Origin of the sequence: Flavobacterium sp., assembly GCF_027490375.1 — a bacterium.
Classification (GTDB): Bacteria; Bacteroidota; Bacteroidia; order Flavobacteriales; family Flavobacteriaceae; genus Flavobacterium.
This window is the reverse complement of the sequence record NZ_JAIXYH010000006.1, coordinates 1-19,909: the sequence shown is the minus strand read 5'-3', so window position 1 is coordinate 19,909 and position 19,909 is coordinate 1. Positions and strand designations below refer to the sequence as shown.

Below are 19,909 nucleotides of genomic sequence, written 5' to 3'. Positions count from 1 at the left end.
GTATTACTAGATTAGCATTGCTTTTAAACACTAAAAACCAATGCCCAGATTTAGAAAGATTGCTTTTGTTTGCGCAGTAGCTAGCGCTGTTTTTTCGACTGTTAACTGCCACGCACAAGAGGTGCAAAAGACCTTGTTTCAGGTTCAAACCGGCTTTTTAGGGACGTGGGTTGGCGCTGAATTTCCCGTAACAAAAAACTTTATACTTCGGGCTGAGACAGGCTTAGATGCAGGTTTTTTCGGAGGCATAAGCAACGATGACAACGGTTTTGTTTTAGCTCCTGTGTTTACTATTGAGCCCCGTTTTTACTACAATTTCGGGAAACGCACTGAAAAAGGAAAGCAAACAAGAAATAATTCTGGAAACTTTTTTGGAATTAAAACGTCGCTTCATCCCGATTGGTTTGTGATAAGCAACGTTGCTAATGTAACAATCAATCAACAGCTAACGGTAATACCTAAGTGGGGCATTCGCAGAAACATAGGGAAAACGAACTTCAATTATGAACTTGGTTTTGGTATTGGAAGGAGATTTTACCGCAGCGAAAGCGAAACGGCTGCTGATTTACATTTACGCATTGGATATACGTTTTAGGAAAATGAACCAATCTGATAAATGAAAAATTTCACAGGTTTTTTCGGATACTTTGTTATTCAAGATCTAGTATAATAGCGAGATTCATTTTAATAGTTTGAATTAAATCATGAGGTAAAACTCCTATTTTCTTTAACAATCTTCTGTTATCGACTACTCGAATTTGATCAATCATCACGTCGCACTCTTCATGTAAATCACCTGTTCCTTTTTTCAAATAAACTCGCAAAATCTGAGAATCTCTATGAATCTTTGTTGTTAGAGGACAAATAATCGACGAAGGATGTTGCGTTTTATTTAGTAAGTCTGTTTGAACAATTAAGACAGGTCTTGTTTTTCCTGTTTCGGTTCCTATTTGTGGATTCAAATCTGCAATCCAAATCTCGTACTGCTTAATCAACATAGTCAATTCTTTCAAAATCTTCCAATACTCTCATGGAGTCATCTTTAACTAACGCCGACTCGACGCTAAGTTTCATTTCTATTATTTTTCTACGCTGTACCGTATTGTAATGTGCAATTGCTTCATTAATATATCGATTGCGAGAAATACTCATATTAGAAATAATTTTCTCTGTTTCTCCGAAAATAGAATCATCGATTTTTAAAGAAAGGGTTTTCATAACGTAATTTTAATATACCAAAAGTATGTCATTTTTTGATGTAAAAGTGAAAAGAATTTGTAATTTTTCGCCTTTGAACAACGACACGCCGGTAACTCATGCCGCGGCCGCGATTGAAACGAAAAGCCGTGACGCCAAAAAGCGCTTGAAACCCGTGTTGTGGTGGCGACCAACGGAAGCCGCAACAACGCGCGGTTGAAACGCTTTTGGGTGGTGCGCCTTGCAGTGTAAAGCGCGAGATGCCGCCCAAAAAAATACGCTGAATTAAATTTCGATTTCCACTACGTAACCTTCGTTGCTGCGCACATTAAAGACATCGCCGTTTTCGAAAAGCAGATACTGCCCTTTTATTCCGCTGAGAACGCCTTCGATTTGTGGCGTTTTTTCCAAACTTTGCGATTGCAGTTTTTCGGGATACTTCAAAACCGGATAATGCAAGTGCGTAACTGCCGCCGCATTTCTATCGATAAACGACTGTGCCTCAGAGGGTATAAGCAAAAGCGCTTCATCTACAAAATCGGGTAAAGAAATATCGGCCACATCGTTTTGCAACATTTTTCGCCAGTTGGTTTTGTCGGAAAAAGCGGTTTTGAGGGCAACTTCGCAAATTCCGGCTAAATAGCGATTCGGAACTTCGAGCAGAGACATTGCCGCCGACGCACCTTGATCGATCCAGCGCGTAGGCACTTGCGATTTTCGGGTAACGCCTACTTTCACGCTCGACGATGCCGCCAAATACACCACATGCGGTTGCAGTTGCACTTTTTGTTCGTAGGCTAAATCGCGATCGGCAATGCCCAAATGCGCTTTGGAGAGCTCCGGACGCATGATCCAATCGCCCGCAGCCGGTGCCGAAACAAAACAATCGTAACAAAAACCTTGACGAAAGATGCGTTTGGCTTTTCCGCAATTCAAGCACTGATAACCTACCGCTTTGATCGACAGCTTTTTACCCAACTGCGAATTGAGTTGCAAAAAATCGGATTCGAAAACCAAATAATAATTTATAGGATTCGAAAATTCGGTTTGCATTTTCTGCAAAGTTCCTCGATAAAGCATAGCTTAGCGTTTGTTGGATTGCGGTTGTGATTGCAAGCAAAGTTGACATTTTTTTTTATTTTTGAAAGCCTTGAAAGCAATAATCGTGTTGTTGCTTTTTTAACCCAGAGCCCTATGCCCTTACCTATTATCAATTCTGTTGCCTCGTGGATTCTCAAAAAGCGAATTCACCAAATTGAATTGTTTATCAAGTATCCGCACGAAGTTCAAGAAGAACTATTGCTTTCGTTGGTTCGAACAGCCGAACACACGGTTTTAGGAAAAAAATACGGTTTTGGTTCCGTAAAAAGTTACGCGCAATTTGCCCGACAAGTTCCGGTGGTGCAATACGAAGATTTTGAGCCGGAAATAGAGCAATGTCGGCAAGGCGCACACAATGTTTTTTGGCCTACTCCGATAAAATGGTTTGCCAAATCGAGCGGAACGACCAACGCTAAGAGCAAGTTTATTCCGGTTTCGAACGAGGCGCTCGAAAACTGTCATTACAAAGCAGGAAAAGATTTATTGTGTTTGTATTTGAACAACAACGAAGATTCGCAGCTCTTTGTTGGCAAGAGTTTACGCTTAGGCGGAAGTAAGGAATTGTACGAAAGCAACAATACGTTTTTTGGCGACTTATCGGCGATACTTATTGAAAACATGCCGTTTTGGGCCGAATTTAGTTCGACTCCGAGCAACCGAATTTCGTTAATGAGCGACTGGGAAAGTAAATTACCAGCCATTGTCAACGAAACGATTAATGAAAATGTAACGAGTTTGGCCGGTGTTCCGAGTTGGATGATGGTTTTGTTGCATCGTGTTTTGGAAACGACCGGCAAAAGCAGTTTATTGGAAATTTGGCCGAATTTGGAAGTGTATTTTCACGGCGGCGTGAGTTTTGATCCGTATCGGGTTCCGTACCGAAATTTAATTCCGTCGAACACGTTTCAGTATTACGAAATTTACAATGCGAGCGAAGGATTTTTTGCCATTCAAGATTTGAATAATTCGCAAGATTTACTGCTCATGCTCGACTACGGCATTTTTTACGAGTTCATTCCGATGTCGGATTTTGGAACGGCCGAAGCTACGATTATTCCGCTTTGGGAAGTAGAAGTTGGGAAAAACTACGCCATGGTAATTACCACAAATTCAGGCTTGTGGCGGTATCAAATTGGCGATACAGTTCGTTTTACTTCGGTGGATCCGTTTAAAATTCGCGTTACAGGCCGAACGAAACACCACATTAATGTATTTGGTGAAGAGTTGATTGTAGAAAACTCGGATCGGGCTATTGCGGCGGCTTGCAAGGGAACGAGTGCCGAAGTAGTTGATTACACGGTTGCGCCGATTTTCATGGACGGGAAATCGAAAGGTGCCCACGAATGGATTATCGAATTTCGAGCAGAGCCAACCGATTTTGAAGCGTTTTGTACGTTGCTCGACGATACGTTAAAATCGCTCAACTCCGATTACGAAGCCAAGCGCAACAGGAATATGACGTTAAATCCGCCGGTGATTCACCAAGCGCGCAAGAACTTATTTTACGATTGGTTGAAAGCGCAAGACAAGTTGGGCGGGCAACATAAAATACCGAGATTATCCAACCACAGAGGCTATATTGAGCAGCTCATGGAACTTTAAGTGTAGTACATCGATTTTATGACTTCGTACGCAATTGACGGCGTAACTTAGCTCAAAATTAAAATTAATGCTACGTAAAAGTTTGATTATCGCAGTAATTGCTATTGGGGTTAGCAGCTGCGGCAGAAGTGGATGGAGTTGTAAGAACAGGTATTGTCAGACTCCCGATGGTACACCTTATCAAGAGGTTTCACAAAAAGTAAAAATTTCAGAATAATCCCGGCTAGTCCGGGTTTTTTTATGCGTTCTCGGCACCCGCACTTTTAATGAGAATTTTTCGTGCTTGTACAACTGCACCTTCACACAACGAAAAGGCAACGCAAGGGCAACTTATTTTTAACAGAATCTCATTTTTTAATGCTGCTTTTTAGAAGCTAATCCCGCTTTCCGCTGTAGTCCTCAAAAAACACGGCACGTTCACACGCCTTGCTGCTGGCTTCTTGGGTCGCCATCGCAACGCGGTTCACGTAGCCGTTTTTTTCTCCGGGCTGCCGCTGCACTCGGGGCTAGGGCATCCGTTACTAACGTTTGGTGGAAAAAGTGTATATTCGTAATTGATAATAAACGAAATGACTGTCCTATTTAACATATTAGAAACACGCAAACCTTTTTTAATGCAGAGCGCAGTAAATATATTGTTTATCGCTGTTTTTGAAAAAATGAAAAAAGAAGCAGAGACTTCGTCAATTGTCAAGTTATGCGTCATGCTAACCAACCAACTGACTAATGGAGAACTTTTACGACAAATATGAATTCTTTCCGCTGACAATTCTTGACACACCTCTTGAAACAGCGAAAGCGGAAATTGAGGGGATAATAAGAAACTGGTGGGGAGATATTAAAATTGAGAAAGGAGCTGTTAATTTGGACAAGGTTAATCCTCCTCCTAAAATAACACCAGGCGGAGCACACTTTACCAAAATCTTAATTTGGACACCGATTAACAACCCAAATATGACTGCTCTTTTTGTGAATTTGCAAGACGCTTACAATAGCTTAATTCATGTTTGGAATGACAAATTTGAAAAGAGAGCAATTACATTGAGACTTTCTAACGACAAAATCTGCACTTACCCACATCATGAGATATGCATTAAAACCAGTGACAAAAATGAGCGAGTAGTTTATTCTCATTTTGAAAGCAAATGGGAGTTCTTTGACTTCGGTCCAATTCAAGATTTTGAAAATGTTGACTATTACAAAGCAAAACGAATTAAAGACAGAATTAATAATGACATAATTAACAGTTACATGGGTAAATTGGGACTTGAGATTTGGACTGATGACTTTTATAAATCAAACAAGGACGGAGTTTATCTTGAACAATTGTCATGGAAGAACTAACAGCACGAACGCATAACAGCCGTTTTGCAAAAGCGGGGGTTTCGTGCTTCTATGGCAGTGAAGTGCTAAATTTAAGCTTTGTGCATCTAATGAATTTTAGTGCTATAAATTCCTGCCTTCGCAAAGTGACAAAAGGCTAACTGCTAAACTAAAACGACATTCAACAACCTATGAAGTTTACAAAATTAGAAATTCATAATTTTCGACACATTAGCGAACAGACAATAGAAATTGGTAGTGTAATGACAGCTATTGCTGGACAAAATGGTACAGGAAAATCTACTCTACTTGGATGGATATCTCAGGCATCTGACTTTAAACTAAAAAATAAAACATTATTAGAAACTCCATTTAAATCAAAATACTCCGAAATATTTAGATCCTGCCCAGAAAAAGATTTCAAAAATTCATATAATGTTTCAATACACTTTGAAGATTCATTACTAGAAGAATCAAAAAAAATGACAACTCGACTTATTGAAACAGAAAACAGATACAGGGTAGATTTTGACGGACGTGGAACAGCACTAGATTTTCCTGTAATCTATTTGGGATTGAAACGATTAATTCCTTTAGCAACTGAAAAGACTATTAATTTGCAGGACTTTGAAATGGTAAGTGCAGATAAGAATCAGTTCGCTAAACTTTCCAAAGAAATTCTATACTTAACAAGAGAGGTAGTTGAAGCAGAATTTGTTAAGTCTACTAACAAACAAATGTTTGCGATGAAGACAAATGATTATGGTCATTTGGGGAATTCTGCTGGGCAAGACAATCTTGGTCAAATAATTTCTTCAATACTTTCATTCGGGCGATTAAAAAACGAGCTAAAGGAAAACTATAAAGGTGGACTTTTACTTATTGATGAAATTGACGCAACTTTATATGCAGGTTCACAAATAAAGCTAGTTGAAAAGTTATTTGGTTTAGCAAAAACTCTCAATGTTCAAATTGTATTCACAACTCATTCTATTGAAATACTAGAACACTTATCAAAAAAGACAGGTGAAGAAACCAAAATTAATTTTTTAAAATGGAATAATAAAAATGCTGTTAACGAGGTTAATCCTAACATAGAACTTTTAAAGAATGTCATTAGGGTTCAAACTGGGGTTGCAAAAAAAATAGAAAAAATACAATTCATTTGCGAAGACATTGTAGCGGAATACTGGTCGAAAAATCTACTAAATGGCACAGATTTAAAGCAAAAAGTAGAAGTAATAAAAGGACCATTTCCGGACGGAACACTTATTCAAATGGCTATTTCAAAACATCCAATCTTTAAGACGACTAATTTTATACTTGACGGTGATGCAAGAGTAAATCATTCACAAAGGAATACACCAAGGACAGTAATCTTACCTGGACAGCATAAACCAGAGAAAGTACTTTTTGATTTTATTTTTTCACTTGACGACGATGACGAATTTTGGGACAATGACAATAATTTCACTCATCAAACTTGCTTTGGCAACTTTGCAGACAAAAATCACAAAAGGTGGTTTAATGACGAATCAAATCAAAGATATTTTGGCAGAGGAAATAGTCGACTTTTCAATAGATGGAAAAAGGATAATAAAGAAGCAGCGGACAAATTTATTAGCGACTTGTTAGAAATAATAAAATGAAAAGTACAGCCGGTTACACGGGTAACCGTTGCACAACTTCATTCCCCGATCCACATTCTACGATAAAAAGCAACAAAAATTGAATAAATTTTAGGATGCAAATTTATACCTATCCACATAGGCAGTTTCGCGATTAATCACTGCAAAAACGCGACTGATCAGTTTGCATCGTACATTGTTTAAGACAAGCATAGGTTCCTTACCCTGTGCTTTTTTTTGGTTGTAATTTTCCTTGATTTATCCCCGCTCTGCAAACTCCCCCGACTTTGAGGCCGCTCCACAAACTCCCCCGACTTTCACGCACAAACCCCACCCATTTTCCCACAACCGCTTCACCCAAAGCCACAACCGAATGGTCCGAAACAAATCGCGGCATGAAAATACCTCTTTGATAAAACGTTTTTTCCAAAATAGATCTACTGCCACATCGCTTGTCTTTTGCAAACCAACCGATTGATCCAAGAACGAAATCTCCCCCATTTTTATAATTCTGTAGGCATGGGCGGTTGCCAAAAAACACTTTCGAAATCTTGTACCTGATTTTCGAATACGCGAATTCCCTCGTTTTCAAGCAATTGCTGCATGAGATTAGAGCCTGGAAAATGATGCTTCCCGGTGAGTAAACCAATCCGATTAACGACGCGATGTGCAGGAACGTCGGGTAAATGATGTGCAGCGTTCATGGCGTAACCCACAACGCGAGCCGACTTGGCCGATCCTAAACATTTGGCGATAGCTCCGTACGTACTTACGCGACCTTCGGGAATTTGACGTACAACAGCATACACACGTTCGAAAAATGGATCGTCTTGACTCATCCGAAATAATATTCCAAAATATTAATGATGGTAAAGATGGAAACCAAACCCGTTACCGAGCCAATAATGTAATTCATATTTTTAAGAATTACTGCTGTTTTGCTTTCCAACTTCGAAAACAAACTGATGTAACAGTAGAAAGCCATAAAAGAACCAACAGCAGAACCGGTAACAAAATTTCCAATCTCGGAGTTTTCAAAGTCAAAATACCCAAAAGACGACAAGCTAACGCTAACAATTACGTAGAACGGTATCGGAAAGAAATTGATCGCCGAAAGCAACATACCAAAAAAGAAGCGGCCTTTTTTTGAACGCACTTTCACCTCTTTAGCCGATTTTGGTTTGTGCGTTCCACGACTAAAAAAATAGATGGTTAGCAGAATAAAAATAGCTAATCCTATTTCGCGCAACAGGATAACAACTTCGGGATGTGCATCGATAAAGCGTGCAAAAATCAATGCAATTACCGTTTGGAAAATCACTGTGAGAGTGGCTCCAAGTGCAAACATAACTGCACGTACTCTTCCTTCATCGAGGGCAATACGCGCTGCGGTCATGTTTATGAGTCCGGGTGGAATGATACCAATAACTGCCGCTGCAAAACCGAAAGTAATGGGTAAGACTATTTGTTGTGCTACAAATGCCGGCAATAAGAGAGGGAGTGCGGCGTACAAAATTATTGGTTATTAGTGGATTACAAGCTAAACCGAAGATACGTAATTGCTTTGTTAATTTCCAAATATTGTTGCTCGTAAAACGTCTGAATTTCAGTAACCTCTGCCGGAGCACCTTCGTTTTTATAGATATTGTGGTTGGCGTAGTGTACCGGTAAGCCGAGACCATGGAGCAAACCCAAGGTATATCCGTGCATAAACTCAGAGTCGGTTTTTAGGTTTACAAAACCGTCTTTCACGAGCACTTTGCGGTATTTTTCGAGGAAATCGCTGTTAGTCATACGGTGTTTGGTTCGCTTGTATTTTATCTGAGGATCTGGAAAAGTGATCCAAATTTCGGCGATTTCGGCTTCAGCAAAAATCTGATCAATCAATTCGATGTGTGTTCGAACGAAAGCTACATTTGGAAGGTTGTTTTCGATTGCCGTTTTAGCACCACGCCAAAACCGTGCACCTTTCACATCTATTCCAATGTAATTCACTGCTGGATTTCGTTTGGCCAAACCAATCGTGTATTCGCCTTTTCCGCAACCTAATTCCACTACAATCGGATTGTCGTTTCCGAAGAAATCTTTACTCCATTTTCCTTTCCACGGAAAATTTCCTGCAACTACATCTTCTCTTTTTGGCTGTAGTACATTTTTAAATGTTTCGTTCTCTTGAAATCGCTTCTGTTTATTTTTGCTTCCCACGCTTTTGCTTAAAGTTTTAATAAGATTAAAGAAATGCAAAGTTATCAAAGCAAACCTACCTTTGCACAAAAATAAAGATGCCAAATACCGTAATTGTTGCACCGTTAAACTGGGGATTGGGTCATGCCACGCGCTGCATCCCGATAATTAAAGCTTTGCAAGCGCTCGATTACGAACCAATCATTGCCTCCGACGGCATGGCTTTGGAACTACTCACCAAAGAATTTCCCGACTTGCAAAAGCTGGAACTCCCTTCCTACAACATTGAATACGCCAAAGAAGGAAGAAATTTCAAATGGAAAATGCTGGCGAATTTACCAGCGATGATCGATGCTATTTTAACGGAGAAGAAAATCATTAAAGCTTTTCTGAAAGAAAATGAAGTTTCGGGGATTATTTCCGACAATCGATTGGGAGTATACAGTAAAAAAATTCCGTCGGTTTTCATCACGCATCAACTGAATGTTCTAAGTGGTAACACCTCGTGGTTGAGCACGGCCTTACATAAAAATGCGATTAGAAAATTTACGGAATGCTGGGTTCCCGATTTTCAACACGGGCAAAACCTTTCGGGGAAATTGGGGAAAAGCAACGACCGAACTTTGCGCGTAAAACATATTGGCGTTTTAAGCCGATTTGAAAAAGTAGAAACTGAAAAAATATTCGATTTAGGAATCGTACTTTCCGGGCCCGAACCACAACGCAGCTTACTTCAAGAACATTTGGAAAAACAGCTTCCGGATTTCAACGGTTCGGTTTTACTCGTACGTGGCATTATTGAAGCCGAGCAAAAAACACAGATTGCCGGAAATGTGACCACCTATAATTTTATGACTTCGGAACAGCTCGAATTGGCGTATCAGCAATGTAAATTATTGATTTGCCGTTCGGGTTATACTTCGCTGATGGATTTGGCGAAACTTGAACTTTCGGCATTTTTAATTCCAACGCCTGGGCAATTTGAGCAGGAGTATTTGGCAAAGAGATGCAAACGTTTGGGAATGGCGCCTATGGAAAAACAGGAACGTTTCGAGCTTAAACAACTCAACGAAATAAAGTTATACAACGGGTTTCCGAAAGTTGATGCCGACGTGAACTGGAAAAAATTATTCCGCCTTTTCGATGGTAAATGAGAATTCGGAACCTTTACCGAATTCGCTTTCAATGTAAATTTTCTCGTCGTGTGCTTCGATGATGTGTTTGACAATCGATAAGCCCAGACCCGAACCGCCTTCGGCACGTGCTCCGCTTTTATCTACTCGGAAAAATCGTTCGAATAAACGCGGAATGTACTGCGGTTCAATGCCCTCACCATCGTCTTTGATGCGGACAATAATTTTATTGTCGGTTAGGCTTTCAATGCCTACTTCGGTCGAACCTTTGACTTTTCCGTATTTGATGGAATTCACAATCAAGTTTACGAGGACTTGTTGAATTTTCTCTTGATCGCCAAAAACACGAATCGGACGCGGATATTTTCTGTCGAAAGACAAAAGAATATTCTTTTCCTCAGCTTTCATTTCCAACAAATCAAAAACGTTTTGTACCAGCTCAACGATATTGAACTTACTGAGATTTAAGTTTAAATCGCCCGACTCCAACTTCGAAATCATATCTAAATCTTGCACGATAAAGATGAGTCGTTCGACGCCTTTTTCGGCGCGTTCGAGGTATTTTTTGCGGATGTTTTTATCGTTCATAGCGCCGTCGAGTAGCGTGAGTAAATATCCTTGCACGGTGAACAGCGGCGTTTTTAGTTCGTGGGAAACGTTTCCGAGAAATTCGCGTCGGTATTCTTCGCGGACTTTCAAGGTTTCGATTTCCATTTTTTTGTCCATGGCAAACTTTTTCACTTCGCGCGTAAGCGTAGCCATATCGGTAGTAATGGGCTGGTTTCGAAAAGAACTCGACTCGAGGAACGACACGTCGTCGTAGATTTTTTTTACTCTTCTATAGATAAAGACTTCAACACGGTATTGAATAACAAAAAACGAGAACGTATAAACGGCCAGTGCAAACAATAGCAAAAACCACAGGAACGGCAGCGCTTTTGGAAGGAAAAAAAACCAACTGAGAAAACCTACAAAACCGGTTGCAAATAAGGTGATGTAAAAGGACGACTTACCTGCAAAGCGATACGTTTTCTTGAAAGTAAGATTCATGCTGTATTAAAAGAGTTGGTGCAAAGGTGCGAAGTTTTATTATACCTCGAACTTATACCCTACTCCTTTTATGGTTTTAAAGAAATCTTCACCGATTTTTTCGCGCAATTTTCGGATGTGCACATCAATGGTTCTGCCACCAACAATCACTTCGTTGCCCCAAACTTTATCGAGAATTTCTTCTCTTTTAAAAACTTTGCCTGGCCTGGATGCTAGAAGGTAGAACAGTTCAAACTCTTTTCGCGGAAGTACAATTTCTTCGCCGTCTTTGACAATTTTATATTCCTCGCGGTTAATTTCGATTCCGCCTACGTTGAGTTTTTCCGAATTGGTATCGCTTTCCTTCAATCGGCGTAACAAGGCTTTTACTTTCGAAACGAGCAATTTCGGTTTTATGGGTTTGGTGATGTAATCGTCGGCACCGGCATCGAAACCAGCTACTTGCGAGTAATCTTCGGAGCGCGCTGTAAGAAAGGTGATGATTACGTTGGCGAGTTCTGGTGTTTTGCGGATGATTTCGGTAGCTTCCATGCCGTCCATTTCGGGCATCATCACATCCATAATAATTAAATGGGGCAACTCTTTCTTGGCTTTTGCCACAGCTTCTTTTCCGTTGGCAGCCGTACTAATTTGATATCCTTCTTGCGATAAATTGTAACCTACAATTTCAAGTATATCTGCCTCATCATCAACGAGTAAGATTCGAATATCTTTCTTTTTCATACGTGAACTTTGGTTTTAGCGATTGTAAATGTAAAGATAAAAAAGAGCCCAGCAGAAGGCTTTACTGTAATTTAAAGACTTAACATTCTGTTAATATTTACCAAATATATTGGTAACGCTGTCTTAACATGGAGCTAAAACGATAAGCGTTCCTTTGCACCAATTTTAAACAACACTTCCATGAGGAATTTTTTAAGCGTTTTTTTTCTGTTAGTTGGAACTGTGGCCTTTGCGCAGAAAGGAACTATTGCAGGAAAAATAACCGACAAAGATGTTAACAACGAACCGATGTCATTTGCAAATGTTGTGCTTAAAGGTACAACAATTGGAACGGCCACGGATATCGACGGGAATTTTGAATTAGCTGTTGAACCGGGAAACTATACTGTAGAGATTAGTTTTGTGGGTTACGAAACAATTTTGGTTCCGGTAACTGTTGTCGCAAACCAAACGGTAACGATAAACCGCGCAATGAGTACGGGCAGCGTTAAGTTAGAGGATGTGGTGCTCGTTCAGCAGGTTAATAAGCAGAAAGAAAATGCATTATTGCTAGAGCAAAAAAATGCAGTGGAAATAAAACAGAGTATTGGAGCGCAGGAATTGGCGCGAAAAGGAGTTAGCGATGTAGCTACTGCGGTAACTAAAACAACAGGAATTACAAAGCAAGAAGGAAGCGGAACTATTTTCGTTCGTGGATTAGGCGACCGCTACAATGCTACTACCTTGAATGGTTTGCCTTTGCCTTCTAGCGATCCGGAACGTAAAAACATCAGTTTAGAAATTTTTGGAACCGATATTGTGGAGTTCATTTCCATCGATAAAGTTTATAATTCGAGAATTTACGGAGATTTTGCTGGCGGCAACGTTGATATTGTCTCGAAAGAGCATAAAGGCGCAGGATTCTTAAAATTTGATATTGGAGGCGATGTAAATTCTAATGCAATTAATAACGAAGATTTCCGAGTACAAAACGGTTATAACAAAAGTGGCTTTACCAACAAATCGCGTCCGGGAGGTACTTTAAATAATTACAATTTTAGTTCGTTAAGTAATGAACAACCAACCGCTATCGCAAACAGTTTTGCTTTGACGGGAGGAAAATCATTTAATTTAGGAAATACAGGAAAACTAAGCCTTTTTGGTACAATTTCGTACGACAATGATTTTGCTGCGAAAGCAGATGGTGTGGCGCGTGGAGGTGTAAATGGCGCTGGCGTGGTATTTAGAAACTTTCCTAAATTTTCAGAAGTTACTTATAGCACAAACACAACTGCAATGGGTAATATTGGTTATAAAATCAATGCCAAAAATAAGATCAACTTTAATTCGTTATTTATTAATGCTTCGTCGCTATCCACTCAAGAATACAGCGGTTTGATCATCGATATTGCTGATAACGGTAATGGATTTTTAAGACGTTATAAGTACGATCAGAACAAGCTTTTTGTAAATCAGCTTTTAGGAGAACACAAATTTACTGAGCGCATCAAACTAAATTGGGGCGGTTCATTTAGCACTATTAATGGTAATCAGCCGGATCGTGTACAAAATATTTTCCGCCAAGAAGCAAACGGATTCTTGTTGTCGAATGTTTCATCAGCCGATAATCACCGCTATTTTCAAGAACTAACTGAAAACGAAATTGCGTTCAATGCTGCTATCGATTATAAAATTGGAAAAACTGAAGAGGGCGAATACAAAGGAAAAATAACAGTAGGAGCAAATGCACGTCAGAAAAAACGCGAATTCGAAGCAGTTCAATACAATTTAGATATCAATAACAATTTCGTTGAAACAGTTGTTAACCCGAATAACTTGGATTCCTTTTTCAACCAAGCAAACTTGAATGCTGGTGTATTTTCACTTTCTACTTTTCGAGGAAATGCTCAAGTTCCCACGGCTCTAGATCCGCAGTTCTACAACGGCGATTTAAATATTCTTGCAGGTTTCGCTAATGCAGAATACCAGTTTGGAAAATTGACAGGTGTTTTTGGATTACGCTTAGAAACGATAGAACAATTAGTAGAATGGAACACTTCGGTTGATCCTGCAGGAGGCGATAACACACTTGACAAAGTTGCTTTCTTACCATCAATAACGCTTAAATACGAACTCAACGAAAAGCAAAATCTGCGATTTGGATTCAGTAAAACCTACACACTACCGCAGTTTAAAGAGCGAGCTTTTTTTGTATATGAAGATGCAATCGAAGCAAAATTTGGTAATCCAGATTTATATGAATCTGATGAATATAATTTCGATTTAAAGTGGGAACTTTTCCCAAAGGCAGATGAATTGATTTCGATTACAGGTTTTGGAAAACTCATTCAAAATCCCATCAACGAAATTAGTGTATTGTCTTCGACAAACGACGTTTCGTATGCCAATACTGGCGATCAGGCCTATGTCGCTGGAGCTGAACTTGAGTTGCGAAAAAACATATTTAGTATTGGAGAAACCAATGCCCGCAAATTATCCGCAGGTTTTAATGCGTCGTATTTGTATTCTCAGCAAGACTTAGACGAAGATAAAGTACGTCGCGAAAATAGAACTGTGAACTTACAGGCCGACTTTACAGATGATTCCAGTAAGCTAACTGGGGCGTCTGATTTACTAATGAATGCAGACATTACGTTTTCAACCGATTGGAATGATAAGCAAGGTAGTTTTATGACTACATTGGCGTATACCTATTTTTCCGATCGCATTTATTCGCTAGGAACGGTACAACGTGGAAATCAGGTTGATAAATCATTTGGTGTTTTAGATTGGGTAACTCGTACCAAACTCACAAAGAACTTTGGAATCAATTTTATTGCACGCAACTTATTGGATCCAAAAATCGAACGAGTGCAAGAAAATAATAGTGGCGATATAACCGTACTTAGTTACAGAAAAGGCATGAACTTTAGCTTAGGCATGAGCTATCAGTTTTAGTAATTTGAGGATTAGTTATTTAGAAAGCTGTAGAGAAATCGACAGCTTTTTTTATTTTCTTAACATTAGAAACATTCCCTTAATACAGTCGTAGCAATTTGATAAAGAACCAATGACCTTCTGTTAACCTGCGTTTGAGGATATAAAGCCAAATTTGCAGCAACAAAATAACTATTAATAAAATCAACATGAAAAATGTATTTTTAAAGTCGGCTTTAGCTTTTGCAGTTTTCGCTGGACTTTTTACAAGCTGTTCTAGCGATGACAATAACGAACCAACATCAACGTTTGTGGTTACGCCAGAAGATTTTAGAGGAAATATTAACGATGGTGAAGTAGTATTGAATGCGAACGTAGTTTATACGTTAACTGGTCCACTGGTAGTAAACGACGGTGCTACATTAACCATTCCAGCCGGAACTGTAATTGAAGCTACCGGCGGAACTGCAGCATATATAGCCGTGGCACAAGGCGGAAAAATATTTGTGAACGGTACTGCTTCCGATCCAGTTATAATGACATCTGGATTGGCTACACCTGCTGCTGGTAATTGGGGAGGTTTAGTAATTTGTGGAAAAGCACCGATTAATACTGTATCTGGAGGTGCGTCAACAGCACAATCAGAGGTTGCTGGTTTAACTTATGGTGGTACTGTTGCTAACGATAATTCAGGCTCTATTCGCTATTTAGTAATTGAATATGCTGGTGCAGCATTTTCTTCAACAAAAGAGTTTAACGGAGCTTCTTTGTTTGGAGTTGGTTCAGGAACAACTTTCGAATATGTACAAACAATCAACGGTGCTGATGACGGTTTCGAGTTCTTCGGTGGTACCGTAAATACTTCTAATTTAGTTTCATTTGGTAACCAAGATGACCAATTCGACTGGACTGAAGGTTGGAGTGGAACAAACAACAACTGGTACGGAAAAATTTCATTCGGTCAAGGAAATCGCGGAATTGAAGCAGATAACTACGAGTTTGGCTTTGCTAACACGCCCGTTTCAGATCCAACCATAAATAACATTACTTTGGTAGGTGCTGGTCCAACTGCAAGCTCACAAAGTTATGCTGAGAACCAAGCAATTAAACTGCGTCGTGGAACTCGCGCTAGTTTTACAAATGTAGTTTTAGCAGATTGGGCAACTGGTATCGATATCGAACACAATGAAACTTTAGCTAACATTCCAGGTTCACTTTCGTTGACTACAGTTTTGTTTACAAACATAACTACCAATTCTAAAGGAAAAGATACCGCTGGTGCTTCTGTATCTGTTACTAATGCTTTCACTGAGGGAACTGCAACTGGTGCTGGAAATGGTGCAGGCATCCCAACTTGGGCGCAAGGATGGACAAATGGTCTAAACTAATTTCTACAAAAAATTAAAATGAAGAATGGCTGCTCTCGGGTAGTCATTTTTTTTTGCACTCACGTGAACACGATTGCCCGCACAAGCGATTGCAGCGGAAATCTAGCCACGAGCGGCGGCTGCCGAGTGGCTCCTCGATAGCAATCGGGAGCAGCGAAAAGCGCGGTGCCGCGGCGGAACAGAGCGGCATGTGCCCAAATAAAAAAGATAAATTTTTCAAAAAAAACTTTTTGGAACGGATTTTGAAATAAAAAATTGTAGTTTTACATTATGTTTTTAGTGATGAAAAAAATATACTTCATATTCGTTTTCTTTTTACTTCTTGCTGCGGGTAGTGCCCAAGCACAAGATGGTAAATCGGCGTTGACTAACATTGAAGGTTTAAATTTTTATCCGAACCCAGTAAGCAATGGTAAAATTTACATTACTACAGCTAAACAAAGTTTAGAAAAAGAAGTAACTATTTTCGACGTACTCGGAAAGAAAGTGCTCAATACCACACTTACCACCAAAGAGCTTAACGTTTCGACGTTAGCACCTGGCGTGTACATCATCAAAATCAGAGAAGCTGAGGCAACTGCCACAAGAAAACTGATCGTCAAATAGTTAGCTTTTCTCCACAAAATCATAAATAACGATTCTTTTACACGGCTTTTTTGCAGTATTGCAAAAATCGTCGTTATCTTTGCAGCATAAAATATTAATAAGTTTAAAATGAAAAAACTTTACACTTTATCTTTAGTGTTGTTTGCAGGTTTGACATCATTTGCACAGGTGATCTTTTCTGAGAACTTTGGAACAACTGCTCCGTCAACAACTCCCTATCCATCACCAACTGATTATACGGGATATCAAAATGCAGCTCCAATTGTTTTTACAGGAGTCGGCAGTGACGTTAGATCGACCTTGCCTTCTGTATCTTATTCAGGCGCGTCTGGAGGATCAAACGTATTTTTTAATGCAGACGCAGAGTTTCTAAGAATCGACGGCATCAATACCTCCGGTTTTACGACTAGTAACATGGTGTTATCATTCGGTTATAACGGTAGTCCAACGATAACTCTTGAGCAAAGCGTTGACGGAAATACATGGACACCTATTACATATACGCTTCCTTCGGGAAGTAACTGGCGTTTAGTTCAGGTAGATGCAAATCAAATTGCCTCTAGTACTTCATTATCATTACGTTGGACATTAATTGGGACGGGGAACTGTAGAGTTGATGACGTTCAATTAAGCAACGGCGGTTCAACTTGTACGTTAGCTTTAGGAGCAACCGATACAACTTGTGATGACAATACCGCTGGAGTTGACACCTACACGGCTACGGTAGCCTTCACTGGCGGAGGAAGTACAGCAGTGACAATCAGCACAAACGCAGGTACAGTAAGTGGGGACGACCCATCATCAGCAGCTACAGGAACCATTACAATTTCTGGAGTGAACGAAGGTACTGCGCTTGTAGTAACAATTACTGGCGGCGATTGTAATTTAAGTGCAACTATTACAAGTCCACCTTGTAATCCGATACTTACATTGCCAATAAACGAATCATTCGACTATGCCGCCGATGCAGCTGTTAATACCGTTGGTACTTGGACCTCATTCAACAATGGAGATATCCCAACAATTGCAGCAGGTAGTTTAGCATACACAGGAATTCCAGCTGTAGGCAACTCTTTAACGTTTGCTGGTGAAGGTGCAGAAGTAAAGTTAGATTTCCAAACTGTTAACTCGGGCACTATCTACGCTTCATTCTTACTTAATGTATCAAATTACGACGCTATAACTGGTGGTGAAAACTTCTTCGCTGCATTTGGAAGATCCTCAGATACTGGGTCGTATGAAGGTAGATTATTTATCAGAAAAGCAGATACACAATTCAATTTAGGTGGTGCAGCAGGTAGCAATATATCAACAACCGGACAGTGGTCTGATATCAATTTTGATCAAAATCAACCTGTATTAGTAGTTGTAAGTTATAATTTCGAAACAGACGTGCTGAACTATTGGTTTAACCCAACTGTAGCAGGTTTCTCTGAAAACACCACACCAACTTTCACTTTACCTGTAACAACACCGTACACTTCTTTTGACACATTTAAATTCCGTCAGAACCAAAATAGTAATACCCCAACCATGACGATCGATGCACTACGTATTGGTTTAGCTCCTGGCGATGTTCTTACAAGAAACGAGCAATCGGCTATCTCTGGCTTAAAAGTATATCCAAACCCGGTTACAAACGGTATCTTAAACATCGAAACAGCTGCTAATGCAGAACGTAACGTACAAATTTTCGACATCGTAGGAAAACAAGTAGTAAACCTTACTACTGCTACAAACATCATCAACGTTTCAGCGCTTAGAAGCGGCGTTTACGTAGCTAAAATTACCGAAGAAGGTAAAACAGCTACTGTGAAGTTTGTGGTGAAGTAAGAAATACTAAAACCTATAGGAAACTCCGATGCGAAAGTGTCGGAGTTTTTTTATGTGCACAACTAAACTTTTATAATTTCGCAGCGTGAAAGAATTCCAAGGCAATCCGTTTACCATTCGCAGCAAAAAAGAGTTCGACAAGCTGGCGCTCAAAGTATTTCGGTACCAGTTCGAAAACCAGCCCACGTACCAGCAATTTTGTACGCTACTGAAACGAACACCCGATGTGGTAAAAAACGTCGAGCAAATTCCGTTTTTGCCCATTTCATTCTTTAAATCGCACCACATTATTACAACCGATTGCCAGCCGGAAATCGTTTTTGGCAGCAGCGGAACCACGCAAACCGGACAAAGCAAACATCCGGTTGCAAAAGTCGAGATCTACCGCGAGAGCTTCTTACAAGCCTTTCAGCTGCAATACGGAAATCCAAAAGATTACATCGTACTCGCCTTGCTTCCCTCTTATCAGGAACGCCAAGATTCATCGCTCATTTTTATGGTCGACGAGCTTATCGCACGTTCCCAACAACCCGAATCGGGCTATTACCTGAATCGAAATCAGGAGCTTATCGAAAACTTGTTGGCCTACGACCGTTCCGGGAAAAATGTTTTGCTCATTGGCGTTACTTATGCCCTACTCGACCTCATCGAAACGCAAACGTTCAAGTTACATAACACGATAATTATGGAAACCGGCGGCATGAAAGGTCGGCGTAAAGAGCTCGTGAAATCCGAATTGCACGAATTGCTCTGTGCCGGATTTGGCGTTTCGAATATCCATTCCGAGTATGGCATGACCGAATTACTGTCGCAAGCCTATTCACTTGGCAAAGGCATTTTCGAGTGTCCGCCCTGGATGGAAGTGCACATCCGCGAAGTACAAGATCCGTTGCAATTAGTGCCAAACGGCCGTACTGGCGGCATTAACGTAATCGATTTGGCTAATGTGTACTCCTGCTCGTTTATTGCTACACAAGATTTGGGAAAAAAATTCGAAAACGGTTCGTTCGAAGTATTAGGTCGTTTCGATAACGCCGACATCCGCGGTTGCAATTTACTGGTTCAGTAGCTTTTTAAAATGCCTTTCAACACGCTCAGACACCAACGGAGCACAATGTTCCACCATGTTTTTCAATAGGGACACAACGCTGCCTTTTACAAGCTGACGTTCCGAGCTTCTCTAGCGCACAGAAAACACCGAACTACACCGAATTTTGCTGAATAC

Annotated in this window: 19 protein-coding genes; 11 read left to right on the top strand and 8 right to left on the bottom strand. The window is 40.1% G+C overall.

What is annotated here, in order from left to right:
• Nucleotides 1–40 precede the first annotated feature (40 nt).
• On the top strand, nt 41–595 hold the full coding sequence (locus Q0064_RS00670; RefSeq protein WP_298142763.1) for a hypothetical protein: 555 nt from the start codon (nt 41–43) through the stop codon (nt 593–595).
• A 55-nt stretch (nt 596–650) separates the two neighbouring features.
• Here Q0064_RS00670 and Q0064_RS00665 read toward each other — a convergent pair whose 3' ends face one another.
• The 3 genes from Q0064_RS00665 to Q0064_RS00655 form a co-directional block, all read right to left on the bottom strand.
• Nucleotides 651–998 (bottom strand): type II toxin-antitoxin system PemK/MazF family toxin, encoded by a 348-nt coding sequence (locus tag Q0064_RS00665; protein WP_298142760.1) that lies wholly within the window; start codon nt 996–998, stop codon nt 651–653.
• Nucleotides 988–1,218 (bottom strand): hypothetical protein, encoded by a 231-nt coding sequence (locus tag Q0064_RS00660; protein WP_298142758.1) that lies wholly within the window; start codon nt 1,216–1,218, stop codon nt 988–990. The genes Q0064_RS00665 and Q0064_RS00660 overlap by 11 nt, the downstream gene beginning before the upstream one ends.
• A 264-nt stretch (nt 1,219–1,482) precedes the next feature.
• Nucleotides 1,483–2,277 (bottom strand): DUF2797 domain-containing protein, encoded by a 795-nt coding sequence (locus tag Q0064_RS00655; protein ID WP_298142755.1) that lies wholly within the window; start codon nt 2,275–2,277, stop codon nt 1,483–1,485.
• Between the two features lie 114 nt (nt 2,278–2,391).
• Between Q0064_RS00655 and Q0064_RS00650 the strand changes: the two genes are divergently transcribed.
• The 4 genes from Q0064_RS00650 to Q0064_RS00635 all read left to right on the top strand — a co-directional run bounded on the left by Q0064_RS00650 (nt 2,392) and on the right by Q0064_RS00635 (nt 6,872).
• The gene (locus tag Q0064_RS00650; protein ID WP_298142750.1) at nt 2,392–3,900 is read left to right on the top strand and encodes a GH3 auxin-responsive promoter family protein; all 1,509 of its coding nucleotides are present in this window, start codon (nt 2,392–2,394) and stop codon (nt 3,898–3,900) included.
• Between the two features lie 67 nt (nt 3,901–3,967).
• Complete coding sequence (locus Q0064_RS00645; protein ID WP_298142747.1) at nt 3,968–4,117, top strand: hypothetical protein; 150 nt, start codon at nt 3,968–3,970, stop codon at nt 4,115–4,117.
• 509 nt (nt 4,118–4,626) lie between these two features.
• Nucleotides 4,627–5,244 carry a hypothetical protein gene (locus Q0064_RS00640; protein WP_298142744.1) on the top strand — a complete coding sequence of 206 codons (618 nt, stop codon included), beginning with the start codon at nt 4,627–4,629 and terminating at the stop codon, nt 5,242–5,244.
• Between the two features lie 170 nt (nt 5,245–5,414).
• Complete coding sequence (locus tag Q0064_RS00635) at nt 5,415–6,872, top strand: AAA family ATPase (protein ID WP_298142741.1); 1,458 nt, start codon at nt 5,415–5,417, stop codon at nt 6,870–6,872.
• Nucleotides 6,873–7,354: 482 nt separating this feature from the next.
• Here Q0064_RS00635 and Q0064_RS00630 read toward each other — a convergent pair whose 3' ends face one another.
• Genes Q0064_RS00630 through trmB form a run of 3 tightly spaced genes read right to left on the bottom strand, consistent with a single transcriptional unit; the run spans nt 7,355 to nt 9,056 of the window.
• A complete protein-coding gene (locus tag Q0064_RS00630; protein ID WP_298142738.1) occupies nt 7,355–7,690 on the bottom strand; it encodes an MGMT family protein in 336 nt (111 codons plus the stop codon).
• Nucleotides 7,687–8,364, bottom strand: a complete 678-nt coding sequence (locus Q0064_RS00625) for a LysE family transporter (RefSeq protein ID WP_298142736.1) — start codon at nt 8,362–8,364, stop codon at nt 7,687–7,689. The genes Q0064_RS00630 and Q0064_RS00625 overlap by 4 nt, the downstream gene beginning before the upstream one ends.
• A gap of 20 nt (nt 8,365–8,384) precedes the next feature.
• Nucleotides 8,385–9,056, bottom strand: coding sequence for a tRNA (guanosine(46)-N7)-methyltransferase TrmB (trmB, locus tag Q0064_RS00620; protein ID WP_298142733.1), 672 nt, complete (start codon nt 9,054–9,056; stop codon nt 8,385–8,387).
• Nucleotides 9,057–9,133: 77 nt separating this feature from the next.
• Between trmB and Q0064_RS00615 the strand changes: the two genes are divergently transcribed.
• A complete protein-coding gene (locus Q0064_RS00615; RefSeq protein ID WP_298142730.1) occupies nt 9,134–10,189 on the top strand; it encodes a glycosyltransferase in 1,056 nt (351 codons plus the stop codon).
• Here the strand turns inward: Q0064_RS00615 and Q0064_RS00610 are convergent.
• Both Q0064_RS00610 and Q0064_RS00605 read right to left on the bottom strand, forming a co-directional pair.
• The gene (locus tag Q0064_RS00610; RefSeq protein WP_298142727.1) at nt 10,163–11,218 is read right to left on the bottom strand and encodes an ATP-binding protein; all 1,056 of its coding nucleotides are present in this window, start codon (nt 11,216–11,218) and stop codon (nt 10,163–10,165) included. The two genes, Q0064_RS00615 and Q0064_RS00610, sit on opposite strands and share 27 nt — an antisense overlap.
• A gap of 39 nt (nt 11,219–11,257) precedes the next feature.
• On the bottom strand, nt 11,258–11,941 hold the full coding sequence (locus Q0064_RS00605) for a response regulator transcription factor (RefSeq protein ID WP_298142724.1): 684 nt from the start codon (nt 11,939–11,941) through the stop codon (nt 11,258–11,260).
• A gap of 180 nt (nt 11,942–12,121) precedes the next feature.
• Between Q0064_RS00605 and Q0064_RS00600 the strand changes: the two genes are divergently transcribed.
• The 5 genes from Q0064_RS00600 to Q0064_RS00580 all read left to right on the top strand — a co-directional run bounded on the left by Q0064_RS00600 (nt 12,122) and on the right by Q0064_RS00580 (nt 19,753).
• A complete protein-coding gene (locus Q0064_RS00600) occupies nt 12,122–14,878 on the top strand; it encodes a TonB-dependent receptor (RefSeq protein ID WP_298142721.1) in 2,757 nt (918 codons plus the stop codon).
• Between the two features lie 188 nt (nt 14,879–15,066).
• A complete protein-coding gene (locus Q0064_RS00595) occupies nt 15,067–16,245 on the top strand; it encodes a hypothetical protein (RefSeq protein WP_298142718.1) in 1,179 nt (392 codons plus the stop codon).
• Between the two features lie 282 nt (nt 16,246–16,527).
• Complete coding sequence (locus Q0064_RS00590; RefSeq protein ID WP_298142715.1) at nt 16,528–16,851, top strand: T9SS type A sorting domain-containing protein; 324 nt, start codon at nt 16,528–16,530, stop codon at nt 16,849–16,851.
• A gap of 108 nt (nt 16,852–16,959) precedes the next feature.
• A complete protein-coding gene (locus tag Q0064_RS00585; protein ID WP_298142712.1) occupies nt 16,960–18,684 on the top strand; it encodes a T9SS type A sorting domain-containing protein in 1,725 nt (574 codons plus the stop codon).
• Nucleotides 18,685–18,769: 85 nt separating this feature from the next.
• On the top strand, nt 18,770–19,753 hold the full coding sequence (locus Q0064_RS00580) for an acyl transferase (protein ID WP_298142709.1): 984 nt from the start codon (nt 18,770–18,772) through the stop codon (nt 19,751–19,753).
• Nucleotides 19,754–19,909 lie beyond the last annotated feature (156 nt).